Origin of the sequence: Jujubicoccus corallicola (assembly GCF_047345645.1) — a bacterium.
Taxonomy (GTDB): Bacteria; Pseudomonadota; Alphaproteobacteria; order Rhodobacterales; family Rhodobacteraceae; genus JBLEFH01.
On record NZ_JBLEFH010000002.1, the window covers coordinates 134187 to 151659 of the forward strand.

17 protein-coding genes and 1 tRNA gene are annotated in these 17473 nt (G+C 63.1%); 12 read left to right on the forward strand and 6 right to left on the reverse strand.

The window, feature by feature from the left end:
• The first annotated feature begins 57 nt into the window (after positions 1 to 57).
• From ftsH to ACMA5I_RS03475, 5 genes are all read left to right on the forward strand, one after another.
• Positions 58 to 1980, forward strand: a complete 1923-nt coding sequence (gene ftsH, locus ACMA5I_RS03455) for an ATP-dependent zinc metalloprotease FtsH (protein ID WP_525884839.1) — start codon at positions 58 to 60, stop codon at positions 1978 to 1980.
• Positions 1981 to 2091: 111 nt separating this feature from the next.
• Entirely contained in the window at positions 2092 to 2967 is an 876-nt protein-coding gene (gene folD, locus ACMA5I_RS03460; protein WP_525884840.1) for a bifunctional methylenetetrahydrofolate dehydrogenase/methenyltetrahydrofolate cyclohydrolase FolD, read from the forward strand.
• Between the two features lie 195 nt (positions 2968 to 3162).
• Positions 3163 to 3858, forward strand: coding sequence for a CoA transferase subunit A (locus tag ACMA5I_RS03465; RefSeq protein ID WP_525884841.1), 696 nt, complete (start codon positions 3163 to 3165; stop codon positions 3856 to 3858).
• A 2-nt stretch (positions 3859 to 3860) separates the two neighbouring features.
• Positions 3861 to 4490, forward strand: a complete 630-nt coding sequence (locus ACMA5I_RS03470; protein ID WP_525884842.1) for a 3-oxoacid CoA-transferase subunit B — start codon at positions 3861 to 3863, stop codon at positions 4488 to 4490.
• 125 nt (positions 4491 to 4615) lie between these two features.
• A complete protein-coding gene (locus ACMA5I_RS03475) occupies positions 4616 to 5218 on the forward strand; it encodes a DUF4870 family protein (RefSeq protein ID WP_525884843.1) in 603 nt (200 codons plus the stop codon).
• An 18-nt stretch (positions 5219 to 5236) separates the two neighbouring features.
• Here ACMA5I_RS03475 and rimO read toward each other — a convergent pair whose 3' ends face one another.
• Positions 5237 to 6631, reverse strand: coding sequence for a 30S ribosomal protein S12 methylthiotransferase RimO (gene rimO, locus ACMA5I_RS03480; protein WP_525884844.1), 1395 nt, complete (start codon positions 6629 to 6631; stop codon positions 5237 to 5239).
• 120 nt (positions 6632 to 6751) lie between these two features.
• On the opposite strand from rimO, the gene ACMA5I_RS03485 reads away from it, so the two are divergent.
• From ACMA5I_RS03485 to ACMA5I_RS03515, 7 genes are all read left to right on the forward strand, one after another.
• Entirely contained in the window at positions 6752 to 7927 is a 1176-nt protein-coding gene (locus tag ACMA5I_RS03485) for an ABC transporter substrate-binding protein (RefSeq protein WP_525884845.1), read from the forward strand.
• A 66-nt stretch (positions 7928 to 7993) separates the two neighbouring features.
• Positions 7994 to 8791: an ABC transporter ATP-binding protein gene (locus tag ACMA5I_RS03490; RefSeq protein WP_525884846.1), complete on the forward strand. Its 798-nt coding sequence runs from the start codon at positions 7994 to 7996 to the stop codon at positions 8789 to 8791.
• Positions 8788 to 9492, forward strand: a complete 705-nt coding sequence (locus ACMA5I_RS03495) for an ABC transporter ATP-binding protein (RefSeq protein WP_525884847.1) — start codon at positions 8788 to 8790, stop codon at positions 9490 to 9492. The genes ACMA5I_RS03490 and ACMA5I_RS03495 overlap by 4 nt, the downstream gene beginning before the upstream one ends.
• A 1-nt stretch (position 9493) precedes the next feature.
• The gene (locus tag ACMA5I_RS03500; RefSeq protein WP_525884848.1) at positions 9494 to 9892 is read left to right on the forward strand and encodes a hypothetical protein; all 399 of its coding nucleotides are present in this window, start codon (positions 9494 to 9496) and stop codon (positions 9890 to 9892) included.
• Positions 9892 to 10902 (forward strand): branched-chain amino acid ABC transporter permease, encoded by a 1011-nt coding sequence (locus ACMA5I_RS03505; protein ID WP_525884849.1) that lies wholly within the window; start codon positions 9892 to 9894, stop codon positions 10900 to 10902. Before ACMA5I_RS03500 ends, ACMA5I_RS03505 begins: the two co-directional genes overlap by 1 nt.
• Positions 10899 to 12206: a branched-chain amino acid ABC transporter permease gene (locus ACMA5I_RS03510; protein ID WP_525884850.1), complete on the forward strand. Its 1308-nt coding sequence runs from the start codon at positions 10899 to 10901 to the stop codon at positions 12204 to 12206. Before ACMA5I_RS03505 ends, ACMA5I_RS03510 begins: the two co-directional genes overlap by 4 nt.
• A 3-nt stretch (positions 12207 to 12209) precedes the next feature.
• Complete coding sequence (locus ACMA5I_RS03515; protein ID WP_525884851.1) at positions 12210 to 12629, forward strand: hypothetical protein; 420 nt, start codon at positions 12210 to 12212, stop codon at positions 12627 to 12629.
• 45 nt (positions 12630 to 12674) lie between these two features.
• Here the strand turns inward: ACMA5I_RS03515 and ACMA5I_RS03520 are convergent.
• The 5 genes from ACMA5I_RS03520 to ACMA5I_RS03540 form a co-directional block, all read right to left on the reverse strand.
• Positions 12675 to 12750 (reverse strand) — tRNA-Glu (locus ACMA5I_RS03520).
• 89 nt (positions 12751 to 12839) lie between these two features.
• Entirely contained in the window at positions 12840 to 14567 is a 1728-nt protein-coding gene (gene recJ / locus ACMA5I_RS03525; RefSeq protein ID WP_525884852.1) for a single-stranded-DNA-specific exonuclease RecJ, read from the reverse strand.
• A complete protein-coding gene (glpX, locus tag ACMA5I_RS03530; protein WP_525884853.1) occupies positions 14568 to 15530 on the reverse strand; it encodes a class II fructose-bisphosphatase in 963 nt (320 codons plus the stop codon).
• A 98-nt stretch (positions 15531 to 15628) separates the two neighbouring features.
• Entirely contained in the window at positions 15629 to 16144 is a 516-nt protein-coding gene (locus ACMA5I_RS03535; RefSeq protein WP_525884854.1) for a GNAT family N-acetyltransferase, read from the reverse strand.
• The gene (locus ACMA5I_RS03540; protein ID WP_525884855.1) at positions 16141 to 17430 is read right to left on the reverse strand and encodes a homoserine dehydrogenase; all 1290 of its coding nucleotides are present in this window, start codon (positions 17428 to 17430) and stop codon (positions 16141 to 16143) included. Before ACMA5I_RS03540 ends, ACMA5I_RS03535 begins: the two co-directional genes overlap by 4 nt.
• Between the last annotated feature and the right edge of the window lie 43 nt (positions 17431 to 17473).

Genomic DNA, 17473 nt, shown 5'->3' on the forward strand with positions numbered 1-17473 from the left:
AGGCCCGTATCAAGATTTGTGGCGCTAAGAGGCGTCAGAGTGAAGGGAGCGCGCCCAATGGGGAATGCCAAGAATTTTGCCTTCTGGGCGGTTTTGATCCTGATGGCGGTGGCGCTGTTCAGCCTGTTTGATGGCAACAGCAACGCGACCAACGCCCGCGACATCTCCTATTCCGACTTCATGGAGCAGGTCGATAATGGGGAAGTGCGCGAGGTCACGCTGGATGGCGAGAAGGTGTATTTCCGCACCGAGGGCAACACCGCTTATCGCACGATCCGCCCGCGCGAGGCGGACATCACGGGCGAGCTGCGCGACAAGGGTGTTGCGATCAACGTGAACCCGCAGGAGCAATCGGGCTTTATGGCGACTCTGTCGCTCTGGCTGCCGTTCCTGCTGCTGATCGGTGTGTGGATTTTCTTCATGAACCGGATGCAGGGTGGCGGACGCGGCGGCGCCATGGGCTTTGGCAAGTCGAAAGCCAAGCTGCTGACCGAGAAACATGGCCGCGTCACCTTTGACGATGTGGCGGGGATCGACGAGGCGAAGGACGAGCTGCAAGAGATCGTCGAATTCCTCAAAGACCCGCAGAAATTTGGCCGTCTGGGCGGCAAGATCCCCAAAGGCGCGCTGCTGGTCGGCCCTCCGGGCACGGGTAAAACGCTGCTCGCCCGCGCGATTGCGGGGGAGGCGGGCGTGCCGTTCTTCACCATTTCAGGTTCCGATTTCGTGGAAATGTTTGTCGGTGTGGGTGCGAGCCGTGTCCGCGACATGTTCGAGCAGGCCAAGAAAAACGCGCCCTGTATCGTCTTTATTGATGAGATCGATGCTGTGGGCCGTCACCGGGGTGCCGGTTATGGCGGCGGCAATGACGAGCGCGAGCAGACGCTGAACCAACTGCTGGTCGAGATGGACGGGTTTGAGGCGAATGAGGGCGTGATCCTTCTCGCTGCCACCAACCGCCCGGACGTTCTCGACCCGGCGCTGCTGCGTCCCGGCCGGTTCGACCGTCAGGTGCAGGTGCCGAACCCCGATATCAAGGGCCGCCAGCGGATCCTCGAAGTCCATGCGCGCAAGACGCCGCTCGGCCCCGATGTGGACCTGCGCATCATCGCGCGCGGCACGCCGGGTTTCTCGGGTGCGGATCTCGCCAACCTCGTGAACGAGGCGGCGCTGATGGCCGCGCGGTCGGGCAAGCGCTTCGTCACCATGGAAGATTTCGAGAACGCCAAGGACAAGGTCATGATGGGGGCCGAACGCCGCTCCATGGTCATGACCGAGGACGAGAAAAAGCTGACGGCCTATCACGAGGCGGGCCATGCGATTGTCGGCCTCAACGTGCCGCAACATGACCCGATCCACAAAGCGACGATCATCCCGCGCGGCCGTGCGCTTGGTCTCGTGCTGTCGCTGCCGGAGCGTGACCAGCTTTCGGTGACGCTGACGAAATACAAATCCAAGATCGCGATGGCCATGGGTGGCCGCGTGGCCGAGGAGCTGATTTTCGGCCCGGAAAACATCACGTCGGGCGCGTCTTCGGACATCCAGCAGGTGACGAAAATCGCCCGCGCCATGGTCACGCAGTTCGGCTATTCGGACAAGCTCGGCTATATCAACTATTCCGATGAGCAGCAGAGCTATCTCGGCCCGCAAGGCGGCATGACCACCGCGAGTCAGGATACGCAGCAGATCATCGACGAAGAGGTCCGCAAGCTGGTCGATGAGGGCTATGAGCGCGCGAAAAACATCCTGACCGAGAAAAAGGATGATCTGGAACGTCTCGCGCAGGGGCTTCTGGAATATGAGACCCTGACCGGTGCCGAGATCACCCGCGTCATCAATGGCGAGCCGCCGCGCCCCGGACCGGGCGAGGAAGACGACAGCAGCGGGTCCTCGGGCAGCGGCATTCCCACGGTGCCGAAAACCGGGAAACGCAAGGATAGCGGCGGCGAGGGGGATCTGACCCCGCAGCCGACTGGCTAACCCCAAAACCGCCGGCCTCATCCGCCGGCGGTTTTCTTTTGCGGTTTTGCCCGCGCGCGCTCTTGCGCCCCGCCTCCCCATGGGTATGAAGGGGCAGCATTTGGAGGGACCATGGCCAAGATCATCGACGGGCGCGCCCATGCGAAAAAGCTCAAAGCGCAGGTGAAAGATGCGGTGGACCAGCTCCGCGAAATCCACGGGCTGACGCCGGGTCTTGCGGTGGTTCTGGTCGGCGATGATCCGGCGAGCAGCGTTTACGTCAAATCCAAGGAAAAAGCGGCCAAGGCGGCGGGCATTGCCGGCTCTACCCATATCCTGCCCGCGAGCGCCAGCCGCGAGGAATTGCTGGGCCTCATTGACAAGCTGAACACGGACCCGGCGGTGCATGGCATCCTCGTCCAGCTTCCGCTGCCGTCCCATCTCGATGAAACCGAGATCATCAACGCGATCGCCGTGAAAAAGGATGTGGACGGGTTTCATATCGACAATGCCGGGCGGCTCGCGACGGGCCAGCAGGCGCTGATCCCCTGCACGCCGCTGGGTTGCCTCAAGATGCTGAAGGCGGAGATCGGCAATCTGTCCGGCCTTCATGCGGTGGTGATCGGGCGCTCCAACATCGTCGGCAAACCCATGGCGCAGCTTCTCCTGCGCGAGAATTGCACTGTGACCATCGCCCATTCCCGCACCCGCGATCTGCCGGAGGTCTGCCGGGGCGCGGATATTCTCGTCGCCGCCGTGGGCCAGCCCGGCATGGTGAAGGGCGATTGGGTCAAAGAGGGCGCGACGGTGATTGACGTCGGCATCAACCGGGGCGGCGACCGGCTCGTCGGCGATGTCGATTTCGACGATGTGGAGCCGAAAGCGGGCGCGATCACCCCGGTTCCGGGCGGGGTCGGGCCGATGACGATCGCCTGCCTTCTGTCGAACACGGTGACGGCGGCCTGCCGCAGCGCGGGCTATTCCAACCCGCTCCAGCGCCAGAGTTAAACCCGTTTAAACGCGCAAAGAGGCTCCGCATAACATCTGGTTATGCGGCGCCTTCGCTTGTTTATGGTTAAGCAAGAATCTTTCACATCCCCCACCTCCAAACCGCTTTAAGTGACGCGTCGGCGCTTGACAGTTTTTGTGCAGCGCCGCAGTTTAACGGCGATGACGGGGCGTCACCCCGGATGAGGAGGAAATATGAAAAAGGTCTATGACAACGCCGCGTCGGCGCTCGACGGGCTGCTTTTTGACGGCATGTTGATTGCCGCGGGCGGCTTCGGTCTCTGCGGCATTCCGGAAAACACCATCGCGGCGATCCGCGACTCGGGTGTGAAGGATCTGACCATTGCGTCGAACAATTGCGGTGTGGACGGCTTCGGCCTCGGCATCCTGCTCGACACCAAGCAGATCAGCAAAATGATGTCCTCCTATGTGGGCGAGAATGACGAGTTCATGCGTCAATATCTCTCCGGCGAGCTTGAGATCGAGTTCAACCCGCAAGGCACTCTGGCCGAGCGGATGCGCGCTGGCGGCGCGGGCATCCCGGCCTTCTACACCGCGACGGGTGTGGGCACGCAGATCGCCGAGGGCAAGGAAGAGCGCGAATTCGACGGCAAGACCTATATCATGGAAAAGGGCATTTTCGCCGATCTCTCCATCATCAAGGGTTGGAAAGCCGATGAAGCCGGGAACCTGATGTTCCGCAAGACCGCGCGCAACTTCAACCCGGATGTGGCGATGTGCGGCAAGGTCTGCGTGGCCGAGGTCGAGGAAATCGTGCCGGTGGGCGAGTTGGACCCGGACCAGATCCATCTGCCCGGAATTTTCGTGAACCGTCTCATTAAGGGCGAGTTCGAGAAGCGCATCGAAAAACGCACGCTGCGGGAGGAATAATCATGGCTTGGGACAGAAATCAGATGGCCGCCCGTGCGGCGCAGGAACTTGAAGACGGCATGTATGTGAACCTCGGCATCGGCATCCCGACGCTGGTGGCAAACTACATCCCGGACGGTGTCGATGTGACGCTGCAATCGGAGAACGGCATGCTCGGCATGGGCCCCTTCCCGACGGAAGAGACGGTGGACCCCGATCTCATCAATGCCGGGAAACAGACGATCACCGAGCTGAACCGGTCGAGCTATTTCTCCTCCTCCACCAGCTTTGCGATGATCCGCGGCGGGCATATCAACCTCGCGATCCTGGGCGCGATGGAGGTGGCCGAGAATGGCGATCTCGCGAACTGGATGATCCCGAAAAAGCTCGTCAAAGGCATGGGCGGCGCGATGGATCTCGTGGCCGGGGTGCAGCGCGTGGTGGTCGTGATGGATCACGCCAATAAGCATGGCGAGAGCAAGCTTCTGAAAGAATGCACCCTGCCGCTGACCGGCACGGGCGTTGTGAACCGGATCATTACCAATCTCGGCGTCTTTGACGTGGTCGAGGGCGGTCTGAAGATCGTGGAACTCGCCGATGGGGTGGAGGAATCCGAGGTCCGCGAAAAGACCGAAGCGACGCTGGTGAACTGAGCTAGCCGCAGGGAAAATTAGGAAAAGCGCCGGACGGTATCCGGCGCTTTTTTCGTTTGTTTTGAGCATCGTCTTGCCGAAACTCAGAAAGTGTAAACTTTTTCGTGTCGAAAGTGTTAACATCCATGCCGACAGTGGGAGATGAGGAGGATGTCACGATGAGCGACGACAAGACGGGCGCGCCATTTCCGGGGGAAAAGGGTCCGGGCGAGATAGAGACGGAGCCGCAGGACAAGAGCAATGGCGGGCGCAGCTATGGTCCCGGCCATGAGGATGCGGTGCGGGGCGAAAATCTCGCGGCGGATGAGGAGAGTTACGAGCCGAAGGACGAGGAGGCCACGCAGGGGCGCGGTCATACGCCGGGCCATCCCTATGAGGCCGATGCGCGACCCGGCATGTTCGCCGCCGGGATGCAGAATGTGCGGCTGAATTATATCCTCGCGGCGCTTGGCGTGCTGGTTTGGCCGCTGGCGCTGATCGCCGGGATCATGGCGTTTCTTTTCCGCGAGAAGGCCGGGCATCCGGCGGAGTCGCATTATGTCTGGCAATTTCGCACCGTGGCCATCGCAGCCGTGGCGAGCCTCGTGATCCGGCTGGCGCTGCAAAGCTGGCTCGGCTGGATCGTCATGCTTGCGCTCGGGATCTGGTATCTGATGCGACTCTGGAAAGGCTGGCAGGCGCAGAGCCGGGGGGGCGGGGTGTCGACGCCGGAATCCTTCGGCGTCTGAAGCGCCGAGTAGGGGCGGTTAAACCGGCCGCCCCCAAAGGTCGTATTCGCTGGCCTCATCCACCTCGACCGTGAGGATCTGGCCGGGGGCAAGCCCTTCGAAATTCTCATCAATGAAGAGATTGCCGTCGATCTCCGGCGCGTCCGCTTTCGTGCGGCACACCGCGCCTTCCTCATCGACGCTATCGACGATCACATCGAGGCGCTGGCCGACCTTAGCCGCCAGCTTGGCCGCTGAAATCGCCTGACTTTTCTCCATGAACCGGGCGTAGCGCTCTTCCTTCACCTCATCCGGCACATGATCCGGCAAATCATTGGCGCGGGCACCGTCCACATTCTCATATTTGAACGCGCCGACCCGGTCGAGTTGCGCCTCGTCGAGCCAGTCGAGAAGGTAGTTAAACTCTTCCTCCGTCTCGCCGGGATAGCCGACGATGAAGGTGGAGCGCAGGATGATGTCCGGGCAATCGCTCCGCCAGGCGTTGATTTCGTCCAGCGTCTTGGCGCTCGCCGCCGGGCGGGCCATGCGTTTCAGCACATCCGGGTGGGCGTGCTGGAAGGGAATGTCGAGATAGGGCAGCACCGCACCCTCGGCCATCAGCGGAATGAGCTGGCGCACATGGGGGTAGGGGTAGACGTAATGGAGCCGCACCCAAGCCCCGAGTTTGCCAAGCTCGCGGGAAAGGTCCGTGAGATGCGTGCGCACCTCGCCGTCTTTCCACGGATGCAGATCATGTTTGCGGTCCACCCCGTAAGCGGAGCTGTCCTGCGAAATGACGAGCAGTTCCTGCACCCCGGCCTCGACCAGCTTTTCCGCCTCGCGCAGCACCGCATGGGCCGGGCGCGAGACGAGACGGCCACGCATATCCGGGATGATGCAGAATTTGCATTTGTGGTTACAGCCCTCGGAAATCTTGAGATAGGCGTAATGACGCGGCGTCAGTTTCACGCCGCTCGCGGGCAGCAGATCGACAAAGGGGTCGGGCATCGGCGGCACCGCGCCATGGACCGCGTCGAGCACCTGCTCATATTGATGCGGGCCGGTGACGGCGAGAACCGAAGGGTGGGTGCCGCGGATATAGTCCTCTTCGGCCCCGAGGCAGCCGGTCACGATCACTTTGCCGTTGGCCGTCAGCGCCTCGCCAATCGCCTCAAGGCTCTCGGCCTTCGCACTGTCGAGAAACCCGCATGTGTTGACGATCACCGCGTCCGCGCCGTCATAATCGGCGGAAATCGCATAGCCCTCGGCGCGTAGCCGCGTGAGGATCCGCTCACTGTCCACAAGGGCTTTGGGGCAGCCGAGCGAGACCATCCCGATGCGCGGCTGACCGGGGCGCGCGACCTCGTGAGGCATCTGCGTTCTGGCGAGGTCCGGGCGGAGTTCGGGCGGGTTTTGGCTGTGTTGCTGGCTCATGGCAAACCTTTAATCCGGTTAAGGATGCGACGCTATCCCCATTGTCAAAACTTTTAACTATCGCTAGCCTGTTCCTATTCAGGCGGAATTCCGCCGATACGGACCTTTGGGAGGGTTGAAATGAAGAAGATGATGACCGCAACCGCTGTGTTTGCGCTGATGTCTGGCGCGGCCATGGCACAAGAGGCGAAAGTCGGCGTTCTGATGGGCTTTACCGGCCCGATTGAATCCCTGACGCCCGGCATGGCAGCAGGTGCGGAACTCGCGATGCAGGAAGTCAGCGACAGTGGTGCGCTGCTTGATGGCATGACGCTCACCCCGGTGCGCGGCGACTCGACCTGCGTGGATGCTGGCGCGGCGACGACCGCGGCGGAAGCGATTTTGGCCGAAGATGTCGTGGCGATTGTCGGCGCGGCCTGCTCGGGCGCATCGACGGCTGTGGCGAACAATGTGGCGATCCCGCAAGGGCTTGTGATGATCTCGCCCGCCTCGACCAGCCCGGCGCTGACCGATCTCGAAGATGATGGCCATTTCTTCCGCACCGCGCCGTCCGATGCGCGTCAGGGGGAAATCCTCGCCAATATCGTGAAGGACAAGGGCTTTGAGAACGCCGCTGTGACCTACACGAACAACGATTACGGCAAAGGCTTTGCCGAGAGCTTCGAAGCGGCGTTTGAAGCGGCGGGCGGCTCGATTGCCATTTCGGCGGCTCATGAGGACGGCAAGGCGGACTACTCCGCTGAGGTCGGCGCGCTCGCGGCAGCAGGTGCCGATATCCTCGTCGTGCTTGGCTATATCGACCAGGGCGGCAACGGCATCATCCGCAACGCGCTCGACACCGGCGCTTTCGACACCTTCGCGTTCGGCGACGGCATGATCGGCGACAAGATGGGCGACGATTTCGGCGACGAGATCGAAGGCTCCTTCGGCACCGCTGCGGGTTCGGAAGGCCCGGAAGGCGAGACCTTCACCACCATGCTCAACGAAGCGGGCACGGAAGGCACGGGCCCTTACCGTGGCGAGTCCTATGACGCGGTGGCGCTCTTTGCCCTTGCCATGCAGAAAGCGGGCGAAGCGACCGTGACGCCCGAGGCGATCATGGAAGTGGCGAACGCCCCCGGTGAGCAGATCGGCGTCGGCGAGATCGAAAAAGGTCTCCAGTTGATCGCAGACGGCCAGGACGTTGATTATCAGGGCGTGACCGCCGTGGAATTCGACGACAATGGCGACCCGGCAGGCTCCTATCTCGAATATGAGATGCAGGGCGGCGCGCTTGAGGTCGTCGGTCAGCACTGATGTGACGAAACCCGCACACGGCCCGGACCTGCTTCCGGGCCGTGTCGCGTTTTCCGGAGAGGGAACATGATCCGAGTGGATGACTTGTCGATGCATTTCGGCGGGATCAAAGCGGTGGACCACGCGACATTGGAGATCGAAAAAGGCTCGATCACCGGCCTGATCGGCCCGAATGGCGCGGGAAAATCAACTTTATTTAACTGTATTGCCGGGCTCTACACGCCGACGGCGGGGAAAATTTACCTCTCTGGCGAGGATATTACGGGGCTGCCCCCGCATGAGCTGTTCGGCAAGGGGCTCCTGCGCACCTTCCAGATCGCCCATGAATTTACCAATCTCACGGTCCGTGAGAACCTGATGATGGTCCCGGCGAACCAGTCGGGCGAGCGGCTGACCACGGCCTTCTGGGGCCGCGCGCGGATCCGCGAGGAAGAGCGCGCCATTGCCAAGCGTGCCGATGAAGTCATTGAATTTCTGGAAATTTCCCATGTGGCTGATGAGTTGGCGGGCAATCTCTCAGGCGGGCAGAAAAAGCTGGTGGAGCTTGGCCGCACGATGATGGTGGACCCCAAGATCGTCTTTCTCGACGAGGTCGGGGCCGGGGTGAACCGCACCCTGCTCGGCACAATTGGCGACGCGATTTTGCGGCTCAACAAGGAGCAGGGCTACACCTTCTGTCTCATCGAGCACGACATGGATTTCATCGCCAAACTCTGCGACCCGGTCATCGTCATGGCCGAGGGCACGGTGCTGGCGCAAGGGACGGTCGATGAGGTCAAGAATGACGAGCGCGTCATCGAGGCTTATCTCGGCACGGGCTTGAAAAACAAGGATCCTAAGCCGGAAGAGGGGGCGCCCGCATGAGTTTCCTCTCCGCTGAAAGCATGACCGGCGGCTATGGCGCCGCCGATATTCTCCACTCCACCAATATCGCCGTTGAAAAGGGCGAGATCGCGGTGATCGTCGGCCCCAATGGCGCGGGCAAATCGACGGCGATGAAGGCCGTGTTCGGGATGCTCCCGCTCCGCGAGGGCCGCGTGATGTTCAATGAACAGAACATCACCAAACTCTCCCCGCAGGAGCGCGTCGCGAGCGGCATGGGCTTCGTGCCGCAGGTCAACAACGTGTTCCGCTCCATGACCGTGCGCGAAAATCTCGAAATGGGCGCGTTTCTGCGGGAGGACAGCATCGAGGGGACGGTCGAGGAAGTCTTCAACCTCTTCCCGATCCTGCGCGAGAAGCAAGGCCAGCCCGCGGGTGAACTGTCCGGCGGCCAACGCCAGCAGGTCGCCGTGGGCCGCGCCCTCATGACCCGCCCGAAACTCCTGATGCTCGACGAGCCGACAGCCGGGGTCTCCCCCATCGTGATGGACGAGCTGTTCGACCGCATCATCGAGATCGCCCGCACCGGCATCTCGATCCTGATGGTGGAGCAAAACGCGCGCCAAGCCCTCAACATCGCCGACAAAGGTTATGTGATGGTGCAGGGCCGCAACGCCTATACCGACACCGGGGAGGCCCTGCTCGCCGATCCCGAAGTCCGCAAAAGTTTCTTGGGAGGGTGATATGATCCGATTAACCCTAGCAGCCACCCTCATCCCGGCGCTCGCCGCCGCGCAGCCGGTTCTGACCTGCAATTTCACGCAAGAATGCTATGGCGAGGAGGCGTGTCAGGAGACCGGTTACGAGGTCAGCATCGAGAAGGATGAAGCGGGTCTTTTGGATTTCGTCGACCCGAGTGCGACCGTGCCGCAGGCCAGTGGGCCGAATGATGTAGATGCGGATGAGTTTGGGCCGGTCACGGTCTATACCTTCGTCACCGAGAAGGTGGGGGAGGATGACATCCAGACCCATCACGCCCTCGCGGTGGTCACGGAGACCGGGCAGGCCAATCTGCAAACGCTCATCACCGATGTGCCGCTCCAGTCGATCCTCTATACCGGCACCTGCGAGGAGGCGGAATAATGGACCTTCTCAACGCTCTCGTTGTCTTCGCAAATTTCGTGTTCGTCCCGGCGCTCGCCTATGGTAGCCAGCTCGCCCTCGGCGCGCTTGGGGTCACGATCATCTATGCCGTTCTGCGGTTCTCCAACTTCGCCCATGGCGATCTGATGGCTTTCGGGACCATGTGCGTGATCCTCGTGACATGGTGGTTCCAGAGCCTCGGCATCACCGGCGGCGCGATCCCGACCGCGCTTCTGGCGCTGCCCTTCGGCATTATCGGCGCGGTGGCGATCTCGCTCGTGATCGACCGCACCGTCTACCGTTTCTACCGCAAGCAGAAATCCGACGGGGTGATCTTCGTGATCATCTCCATCGGCGTGATGTTTATCCTCAACGGGATCACGCGCCTCATCATCGGGCCGGATGACCAGCGCTTTGCCGATGGCGCGCGGTTCCTCATCAACGCCCGGGATTTCAAGGAATGGAGCGGGCTCGATCAGGGTCTCGCCATCCGCTCCACACAGGCGCTGACGCTGGTGGTCGCCGTAGTGGTGGTCCTCTGGCTCTTCTGGTTCCTGCGCAAAACGCGGACCGGCAAAGCCATGCGCGCCTTCTCCGACAATGAAGATCTGGCGCTCCTGTCGGGCATCAACCCCGAACGAGTGGTGTTCTGGACATGGGTGATCGCGGCGAGCCTCGCGACCATCGCGGGCACGCTTTACGGCCTCGACAAGAGCTTCCGGCCCTTCACCTATTTCCAACTCGTCCTGCCGATCTTCGCGGCGGCGATTGTGGGCGGGATCGGCAACCCCTTGGGCGCCATCGTCGGCGGCTTCGTCATCGCCTTTTCCGAGGTCACGCTCACCTATGCTTGGAAGCTGGTCGCCACCTATGCGCTGCCGGAGTCCATGGTGCCGGACGGACTGATGCAGCTCCTCTCCACCGATTATAAATTCGCGATCTCCTTCCTCATTCTGGTGATCGTGCTGGTGCTCAAACCCACTGGCCTGATGAAGGGGGACACGATATGACCCTACGCCATGCCTCTTATTTCGCCATCATGGCGCTGCTTCTCGTCATTGTCGGCGTGATGCAGTCGCCCGCCGTGGCGCTGACCATTCTGAACCTCTGCATCATCTCCGCCATCATGGCGCTTGGGGTGAATTTGCAATGGGGCTATGCGGGGCTTCTGAATGTCGGCATCATGGGCTTCACCGCCATTGGCGGGCTCGGCGCGGTGCTGGTGGCGATGCCCCCGGTGCGCGACGCCTGGTCCGCGGGCGGGATCGGCGTGATCCTCTCGGCCATCGTGATGCTCGGCTTCATCCTCGCGGCGATCCTGATCCGCCCGCGCCTGACGCGCTATCGCGGCGCGGTGACGGCAATCATCATCATCGCGGGCTATTTCACGGCGCGGCTGGTCTTTGACCCGGCGACGGCGGCGATCGAGGCGGTCAACCCGTCCCGCACCGGCTATCTCGGCGGTCTCGGCCTGCCGATCCTGCTCGGCTGGCCCGTGGGCGGGTTGCTCGCGGCGGGCGCGGCCTGGCTGGTCGGCAAAACCGCCCTCGGCCTGCGCTCGGACTATCTGGCCATCGCGACCCTCGGCATTTCCGAGATCATAATCGCGATCCTGAAAAACGAGGACTGGCTGAGCCGGGGCGTGAAAAACGTGACCTCGCTCCCGCGCACGGTCCCGACCGAGGTTGGCCTGCGCGAAGCGCCGTGGTTCATCAACCTGTGCGAGACCCTCGGCACCACGCCCTCCGCCTTTGCGGGCCTCTTCGTGGATCTTTGCTATACGGCGCTTTTCGGCCTCGTGCTGATTATCTTCACGATCCTCGCGCAACGGGCGCTCCACTCGCCATGGGGCCGCATGATGCGCGCGATCCGCGACAATGAAACCGCCGCCCGCGCCATGGGCAAGGACGTGACCCGCCGCCATCTCGAAATTTTCGTGCTGGGCTCTGCGGTGGTCGGCGTGGCAGGCGCGATGCTGGTCACCATGAACGGCCAGTTCACCCCGACCTCTTACGTGCCGCTGCGCTACACCTTCCTCATCCTCGTGATGGTGATCGTCGGCGGCTCTGGCAACAATTTCGGCGCGATCCTGGGCGGCTTTGTCATCTGGTTTGTCTGGGTGGAAGCCGAGCCCGTGGGCCGCTGGCTGATGGACGTTCTGACCGGCCCCTTGGGCGAAGACAGCGCGCTGCGCGACACCCTCGTCGACCGCGCCGCCCATATGCGCATGATCTTCATGGGGGCGATCCTGCTCCTCGTCATGCGCTTCGCACCGCGCGGGTTGATCCCCGAGGAGAGGGGGCGGCGGCACTAGAGCGTGCGCCGCATCCTCGTCTATATTGCGGCCTTTGTTGCGGGCCTGACAACGTGGTTTGGTTTTGCGCTTTTCGAAGCGCTGAACCCCTTTTTGCCGTGGCAATTTCCCCCGTTAATGGTCTTGACGGGGATCAGCTTTCCGGGTGGGGCCACGCCAGAGTTACACTATCTCAACCATGTCTTGGAAAGCTGGTTTCCTTTCCTCGTGGCGTTTCTCGTGGCGCGCTTGCTCACCCGTGGGCGCGCGCGGCCACGGGGTGCAGTGCGGCTCTATCTCGCCTTTCTGCTCTGGTCGCTTGTCATGGTTTTGCTGGATCAGTTTGGCGTGCCGCTCGGGTGGATTTTGGGGATCGGTTTTGGTGGGACGCTCATAGGAGGCTTGCCCCTCTATCTGCGGTTGGTCGATCCGAAGCGCGTCTAGCGCCCAAAAGAAAACCCCGCCGAAGCGGGGTTTTCTTCAAACAGATGGTACGCCCTACGGGACTCGAACCCGTGTTTCCGCCGTGAAAGGGCGGCGTCCTAGACCGCTAGACGAAGGGCGCCTCGTGGTCTGTGCAGCGGTGTTTACGGGGAGCGGCGGGGGAGCGCAAGGGCATTTTTTGCGGTTTCGCGAATTTTTTTGTGGCCACGCTTAACGCACCGGGGCGGCGTCCTCGATGCGCAGTTTGACCTTCATCCGGCCCTGCCATGTGTCGATTTCCAGCCGTCCGGCGACGTGGAAAGCCGCGCCATCATGGTTGACCAAAGCCTCGCCGAGCGGGGTGTCCATCACGCGAAAAGCGATGGCGTCGAGCTTGCCCGTCCCATCGTTGAACGTCACCTGCAAATGGCCGTCGCCGACCGGGCGGGTGAAGGCGATCCGCGCGCCGCTGAGGGCCACACGCGGGGCCGAGGCCGCCGCGCCGTAGGGGCCGGCCTTGGCCATGTCCTCGATGAGGTCCGGCGTTGCGGCGGCTGCGGCGATCACGCCGTCGATGCGCAGCGGCTCGGGGCCGGTCGCGCCGTCCTGCGCGTCGATGAGGGCGGTGAGCCGCGCCATCGCGGGCTCCAGCTGCGGCTCCGTCAGCGACAGACCCGCCGCCATTTTATGCCCGCCGCCGCGCTCGATCAGGCCTTCATGCATGAGTTTGGAAATCGCCGTCCCGAGATCCACCCCCGCGACCGAGCGCCCGGAGCCTTTGCCCTCGCCATCCACAAACCCGATCACCACCGCCGGACGGTGCATCCGTTCCTTCAGACGCGAGGCGACGATGCCGACCACGCCCGGATGCCAGTTTTCGCCCGCCGCCCAGACCAGCGCCGCATCGCCGCGCGCCTCGGCCTGCGCAATCGCATCGTCCAGCACCTGCGCCTCGATGGCGCGGCGTTCCTTATTGAGATCGTCGAGCTGGGTCGCAAGGCCGATGGCCTCCTCATGGGTCTGCGCCGTCAGGAGCCGCGTGCCGAGATCGGCGCGGCCAACACGCCCGCCCGCATTGATGCGCGGGCCGAGCAGAAAACCGAGATGGAACGCCTCCGGCGCGCGGTCGAGCCGGGCCACATCGGAGAGCGCGACGAGGCCGGGGCGTTGCCGCCGCGCCATCACGGTCAGCCCCTGCCGGACCAGCGCGCGGTTGAGCCCGAGCAGCGGCGCGACATCGGCCACGGTCGCCAGCGCGACGATATCCAGCATCGCCATCAGATCCGGCAGATCACGCTTGCCGCGCAAGCCGCGGTTGGCGGCGACGAGCAGCAGAAACACCACGCCCGCGGCGCAAAGATAGGTGAGGGGGCTCTCCTCATCCTGCCGGTTCGGGTTCACGGTCGCGACCGCGGGCGGCAGGGTTTCGGCGCCCTGGTGGTGGTCGAGCACGATCACATCGCAGCCCGCCGCCGCAATAGGCTCATGGGCGACCGTGCCGCAATCGACGCAGATAATCAGGTCATGCGCCGCGCCAAGCCGCTCCATCGCGGGGATATTCGGGCCATAGCCCTCGTCGATCCGGTCGGGAATATAAAGCGTCGGCTCCACCCCGAAATGCCGCAGCCATAAGATCAGCAGCGCGGCGGAGCCCGCCCCATCCACATCGTAATCGGCGAAAATCGCGATCCGCTCGCCGCGCTCCAGCGCCGTGATAAGACGCGCCGTGGCCGCATCCATATCCATCAGGCTCGACGGATCGGGCATCAGATCGCGCAGGGTCGGATCCAGAAACTCGCGGGCCGTTTCCGGCGTAATCCCGCGCCGTGCGAGGATCCGCGCGAGCATCTCGTTCAGCCCATGGGCCTGCGCAATCGCCGCGCCCATCCGAAGCTCGGCATCTGTCGGGCCTTGCCAAAACCGGCCCGACAGGCTGTTCTCTACATCAAGAAACGCCACTTACTGGTTGTTTTGACGGTAGATAATCCGGCGGACCGACCCGGTTTTCGAGCGCATAAGGATCGTCTCGGTCTCCAGGAAATCGCCGATTTTCTTCGCGCCCTTCACGATGGACCCGTCCGTCACACCGGTCGCCGAGAAGATCACATGCTGCGTGACCAACTCGTCCTTGGTGTAAATCTTGTCGTAATCCGTGATCCCGGCGCGCTCCGCCCGGCCGCGCTCGTCGTCATTGCGGAAGAGCAGCTGGCCATACATCTGGCCGCCCATACATTTGAGCGCAGCAGCCGCCAGAACCCCCTCCGGCGCGCCGCCCGAGCCCATGTAAATGTCGATCCCGGTCATCGGCTCGGCGCAGTGAATGACACCGGCGACATCGCCATCGGTGATCAGGCGGATGCCCGCGCCGGTCGCGCGGAGTTCCTTCACCATCTCCTCATGGCGCGGACGCTCCAGCACGCAGCAGGTGATTTCCGACGGCTTCACGCCCTTGGCTTTCGCCAGCGCCTCGATCCGCTGGGTCGGGGTCATGTCGAGCGTCACCACACCCTCATCATAGCCCGGCCCGATGGCGAGTTTTTCCATATACACATCCGGCGCATGAAGCATCGAGCCGCGCGGCCCCATGGCGATCACCGCCAGCGCGTTCGGCATGTCCTTCGCGGTCAGCGTCGTGCCTTCAAGCGGATCGAGCGCAATGTCCACCTCAGGGCCGTTGCCGCCGCCGACCTCCTCACCGATATACAGCATCGGCGCCTCGTCGCGCTCGCCCTCACCGATGACGACCGTGCCTTTGATGTCCAGCTTGTTGAGCTGCGTGCGCATCGCGTCCACCGCCGCCTGATCCGCCGCCTTCTCATCGCCGCGCCCGATCAGCTTGGCCGACGCAATCGCCGCCTGCTCCGACACGCGGGCAAGGCCGAGCGACAACATCCGGTCGGCAAAAATTTCATCATTGGTCATCGGTGGCTCCTCCTGTCCGCTCCGTTGCCTCGCTTGTAGCGAGGGCCGCGCGGGCGGGCAAGTTATGCGGAGGACTTAAAGCGGCTTTGCGCAGATCGCTATTCGGGCAACGTTTCTTTACCCTCACCTAGCGGGCGCTGCATGATGACCGTGTCGACCCATTGGCCGAGTTTGAATCCGGTGCCGGGCAGAGTGCCGATTGGGGCGAAGCCGTGTTTGGCGTGGAGGGCGATGGAGGGGCGGTTGTTGCCGTCGCCGATCACGGCGACCATCTGGCGGAAACCGGCGGCTTCGCAGCGGATCAGCAGCTCGGCGAGGAGGGCGCTGCCGATGCCGCGGCCTTGGGCGTCCGGCGACAGATACACCGAATCTTCAACGAGATAGCGATAGGCGGAGCGGGTGCGGAACGGGCCGCCGTAGGCGTAGCCGAGAAGCGTGCCATCCTCTTCCCAGACGATGTAAGGATAGCCCTCTGCCAGAAACGCCTCAAACCGGCGGGTCATCTCGGCAAGGTCGGGCGGGACTTCCTCGTAAGTCGCCAGACCATGCCGGACGTGATGGGCATAAATCCCGGTGATGGCGGGCAGATCGCCCGCCCGCGCCTCCCGGATCATAGCTGCACGATGCGGATCGCGACCGGATCGGCCAGCGAGGTCGGCAGCGCCTTGATCGCCTCCAGCGCATCGTCAAGCGCGCTGCGCGGCGCGCCATGGGTGATGATCAGCACCTGCGCGCCCTCATCCTCGTTATGCGCATCCTGCATCAAGCGGTCGATGGAAATGCCATGCTCGCCGAGAACGGTCGCGACGCGGGCGAGAACCCCCGGCGTGTCCTCCAAAAGCACCCGCAGATAATAGGCGCTGTTGCCATTCGGGGCGGCGCGGTCCATCGCCTTGAGGCTCGCGGCGGGTTGGCCAAAGACCGGCACCGTCAGCCCGCGCGCAATGTCGATCACATCGCCCATCACGGCCGAAGCGGTCGCGCCCATGCCCGCTCCGGGGCCGGACAGCACCACGCGGCCAATCGAGTCGCCCTCGACCACCACCATATTCGTGACCCCGTCGAGCTGGCCGAAATCCGACCGCGCCGGGACGAGGCAGGGCTGCATCCGCTGCTCCAGCTTGCCGTCGCTCATCCGGGCAAGGCCGAGCAGTTTGATGCGGTAGCCCAGTTCCTTGGCCTGCTGAATATCGGTCAGCGAGACCCGCTCGATGCCCTCGATATTGATGCCGTCGAAATCCACCTGCGCGCCGAAGCCGATCGCCGAGAGGAGCGCCAGCTTATGGGCCGCGTCAATCCCGCCCACATCGAGGGTCGGATCCGCTTCGAGATAGCCGAGCCGCAGCGCATCATCGAACACATCCTCATAGGAAATGCCCTCTTTTTCCATGCGCGTCAGGATGTAGTTACAGGTGCCGTTCATCACGCCCATGATGCGGGTGATCGCGTTGCCGGCGAGCCCCTCGGTCAGCGATTTGATGATCGGAATGCCGCCCGCCACCGCCGCTTCAAAGCGGATCGTGGTGTCGTTCTTCTCGGCCTGCTCGGCAAGTGCCTGCCCATGCAGCGCCAGCATCGCCTTGTTCGCTGTCACGACCGGCTTGCCCGCTTCAAGCGCGGCTTCCACGGCGGCCTTGGCCGGCCCGTCCTCGCCGCCCATCACTTCGACGAGCAGGTCCACATCGTCCCGTTTGGCAAGCTCCGCCGGGCTGTCCTCCCAACCATAGCCGGAAATATCCACCCCGCGATCCTTGCCGCGCGAGCGGGCGGAAACGGCAGTAATCTCAATCGGCCGACCCGCACGGGCCGCAATCATCTCACCATGGCTCTGAATAATGGTCACAATCCCGGTTCCCACGGTGCCCAGTCCCGCAAGTCCGATTCGAAGTGCCTTCGCCATGATAAGTGTCCTTTCGCGTTGTGCCGAAGGGGTTAGCGACTAA

Coding starts and splice junctions, on each gene's coding strand:
- ACMA5I_RS03470 (WP_525884842.1), top strand. CDS start 3,861: ATGGCTTGGGACAGAAATCAGATGGCCGCCCGTGCGGCGCAGGAACTT.
- ftsH (WP_525884839.1), top strand. CDS start 58: ATGGGGAATGCCAAGAATTTTGCCTTCTGGGCGGTTTTGATCCTGATG.
- ACMA5I_RS03510 (WP_525884850.1), top strand. CDS start 10,899: ATGACCCTACGCCATGCCTCTTATTTCGCCATCATGGCGCTGCTTCTC.
- rimO (WP_525884844.1), bottom strand. CDS start 6,631: ATGAGCCAGCAACACAGCCAAAACCCGCCCGAACTCCGCCCGGACCTC.
- ACMA5I_RS03465 (WP_525884841.1), top strand. CDS start 3,163: ATGAAAAAGGTCTATGACAACGCCGCGTCGGCGCTCGACGGGCTGCTT.
- ACMA5I_RS03490 (WP_525884846.1), top strand. CDS start 7,994: ATGATCCGAGTGGATGACTTGTCGATGCATTTCGGCGGGATCAAAGCG.
- ACMA5I_RS03535 (WP_525884854.1), bottom strand. CDS start 16,144: ATGATCCGGGAGGCGCGGGCGGGCGATCTGCCCGCCATCACCGGGATT.
- ACMA5I_RS03500 (WP_525884848.1), top strand. CDS start 9,494: ATGATCCGATTAACCCTAGCAGCCACCCTCATCCCGGCGCTCGCCGCC.
- glpX (WP_525884853.1), bottom strand. CDS start 15,530: ATGACCAATGATGAAATTTTTGCCGACCGGATGTTGTCGCTCGGCCTT.
- ACMA5I_RS03485 (WP_525884845.1), top strand. CDS start 6,752: ATGAAGAAGATGATGACCGCAACCGCTGTGTTTGCGCTGATGTCTGGC.
- ACMA5I_RS03540 (WP_525884855.1), bottom strand. CDS start 17,430: ATGGCGAAGGCACTTCGAATCGGACTTGCGGGACTGGGCACCGTGGGA.
- ACMA5I_RS03505 (WP_525884849.1), top strand. CDS start 9,892: ATGGACCTTCTCAACGCTCTCGTTGTCTTCGCAAATTTCGTGTTCGTC.
- folD (WP_525884840.1), top strand. CDS start 2,092: ATGGCCAAGATCATCGACGGGCGCGCCCATGCGAAAAAGCTCAAAGCG.
- ACMA5I_RS03475 (WP_525884843.1), top strand. CDS start 4,616: ATGCCGACAGTGGGAGATGAGGAGGATGTCACGATGAGCGACGACAAG.
- ACMA5I_RS03495 (WP_525884847.1), top strand. CDS start 8,788: ATGAGTTTCCTCTCCGCTGAAAGCATGACCGGCGGCTATGGCGCCGCC.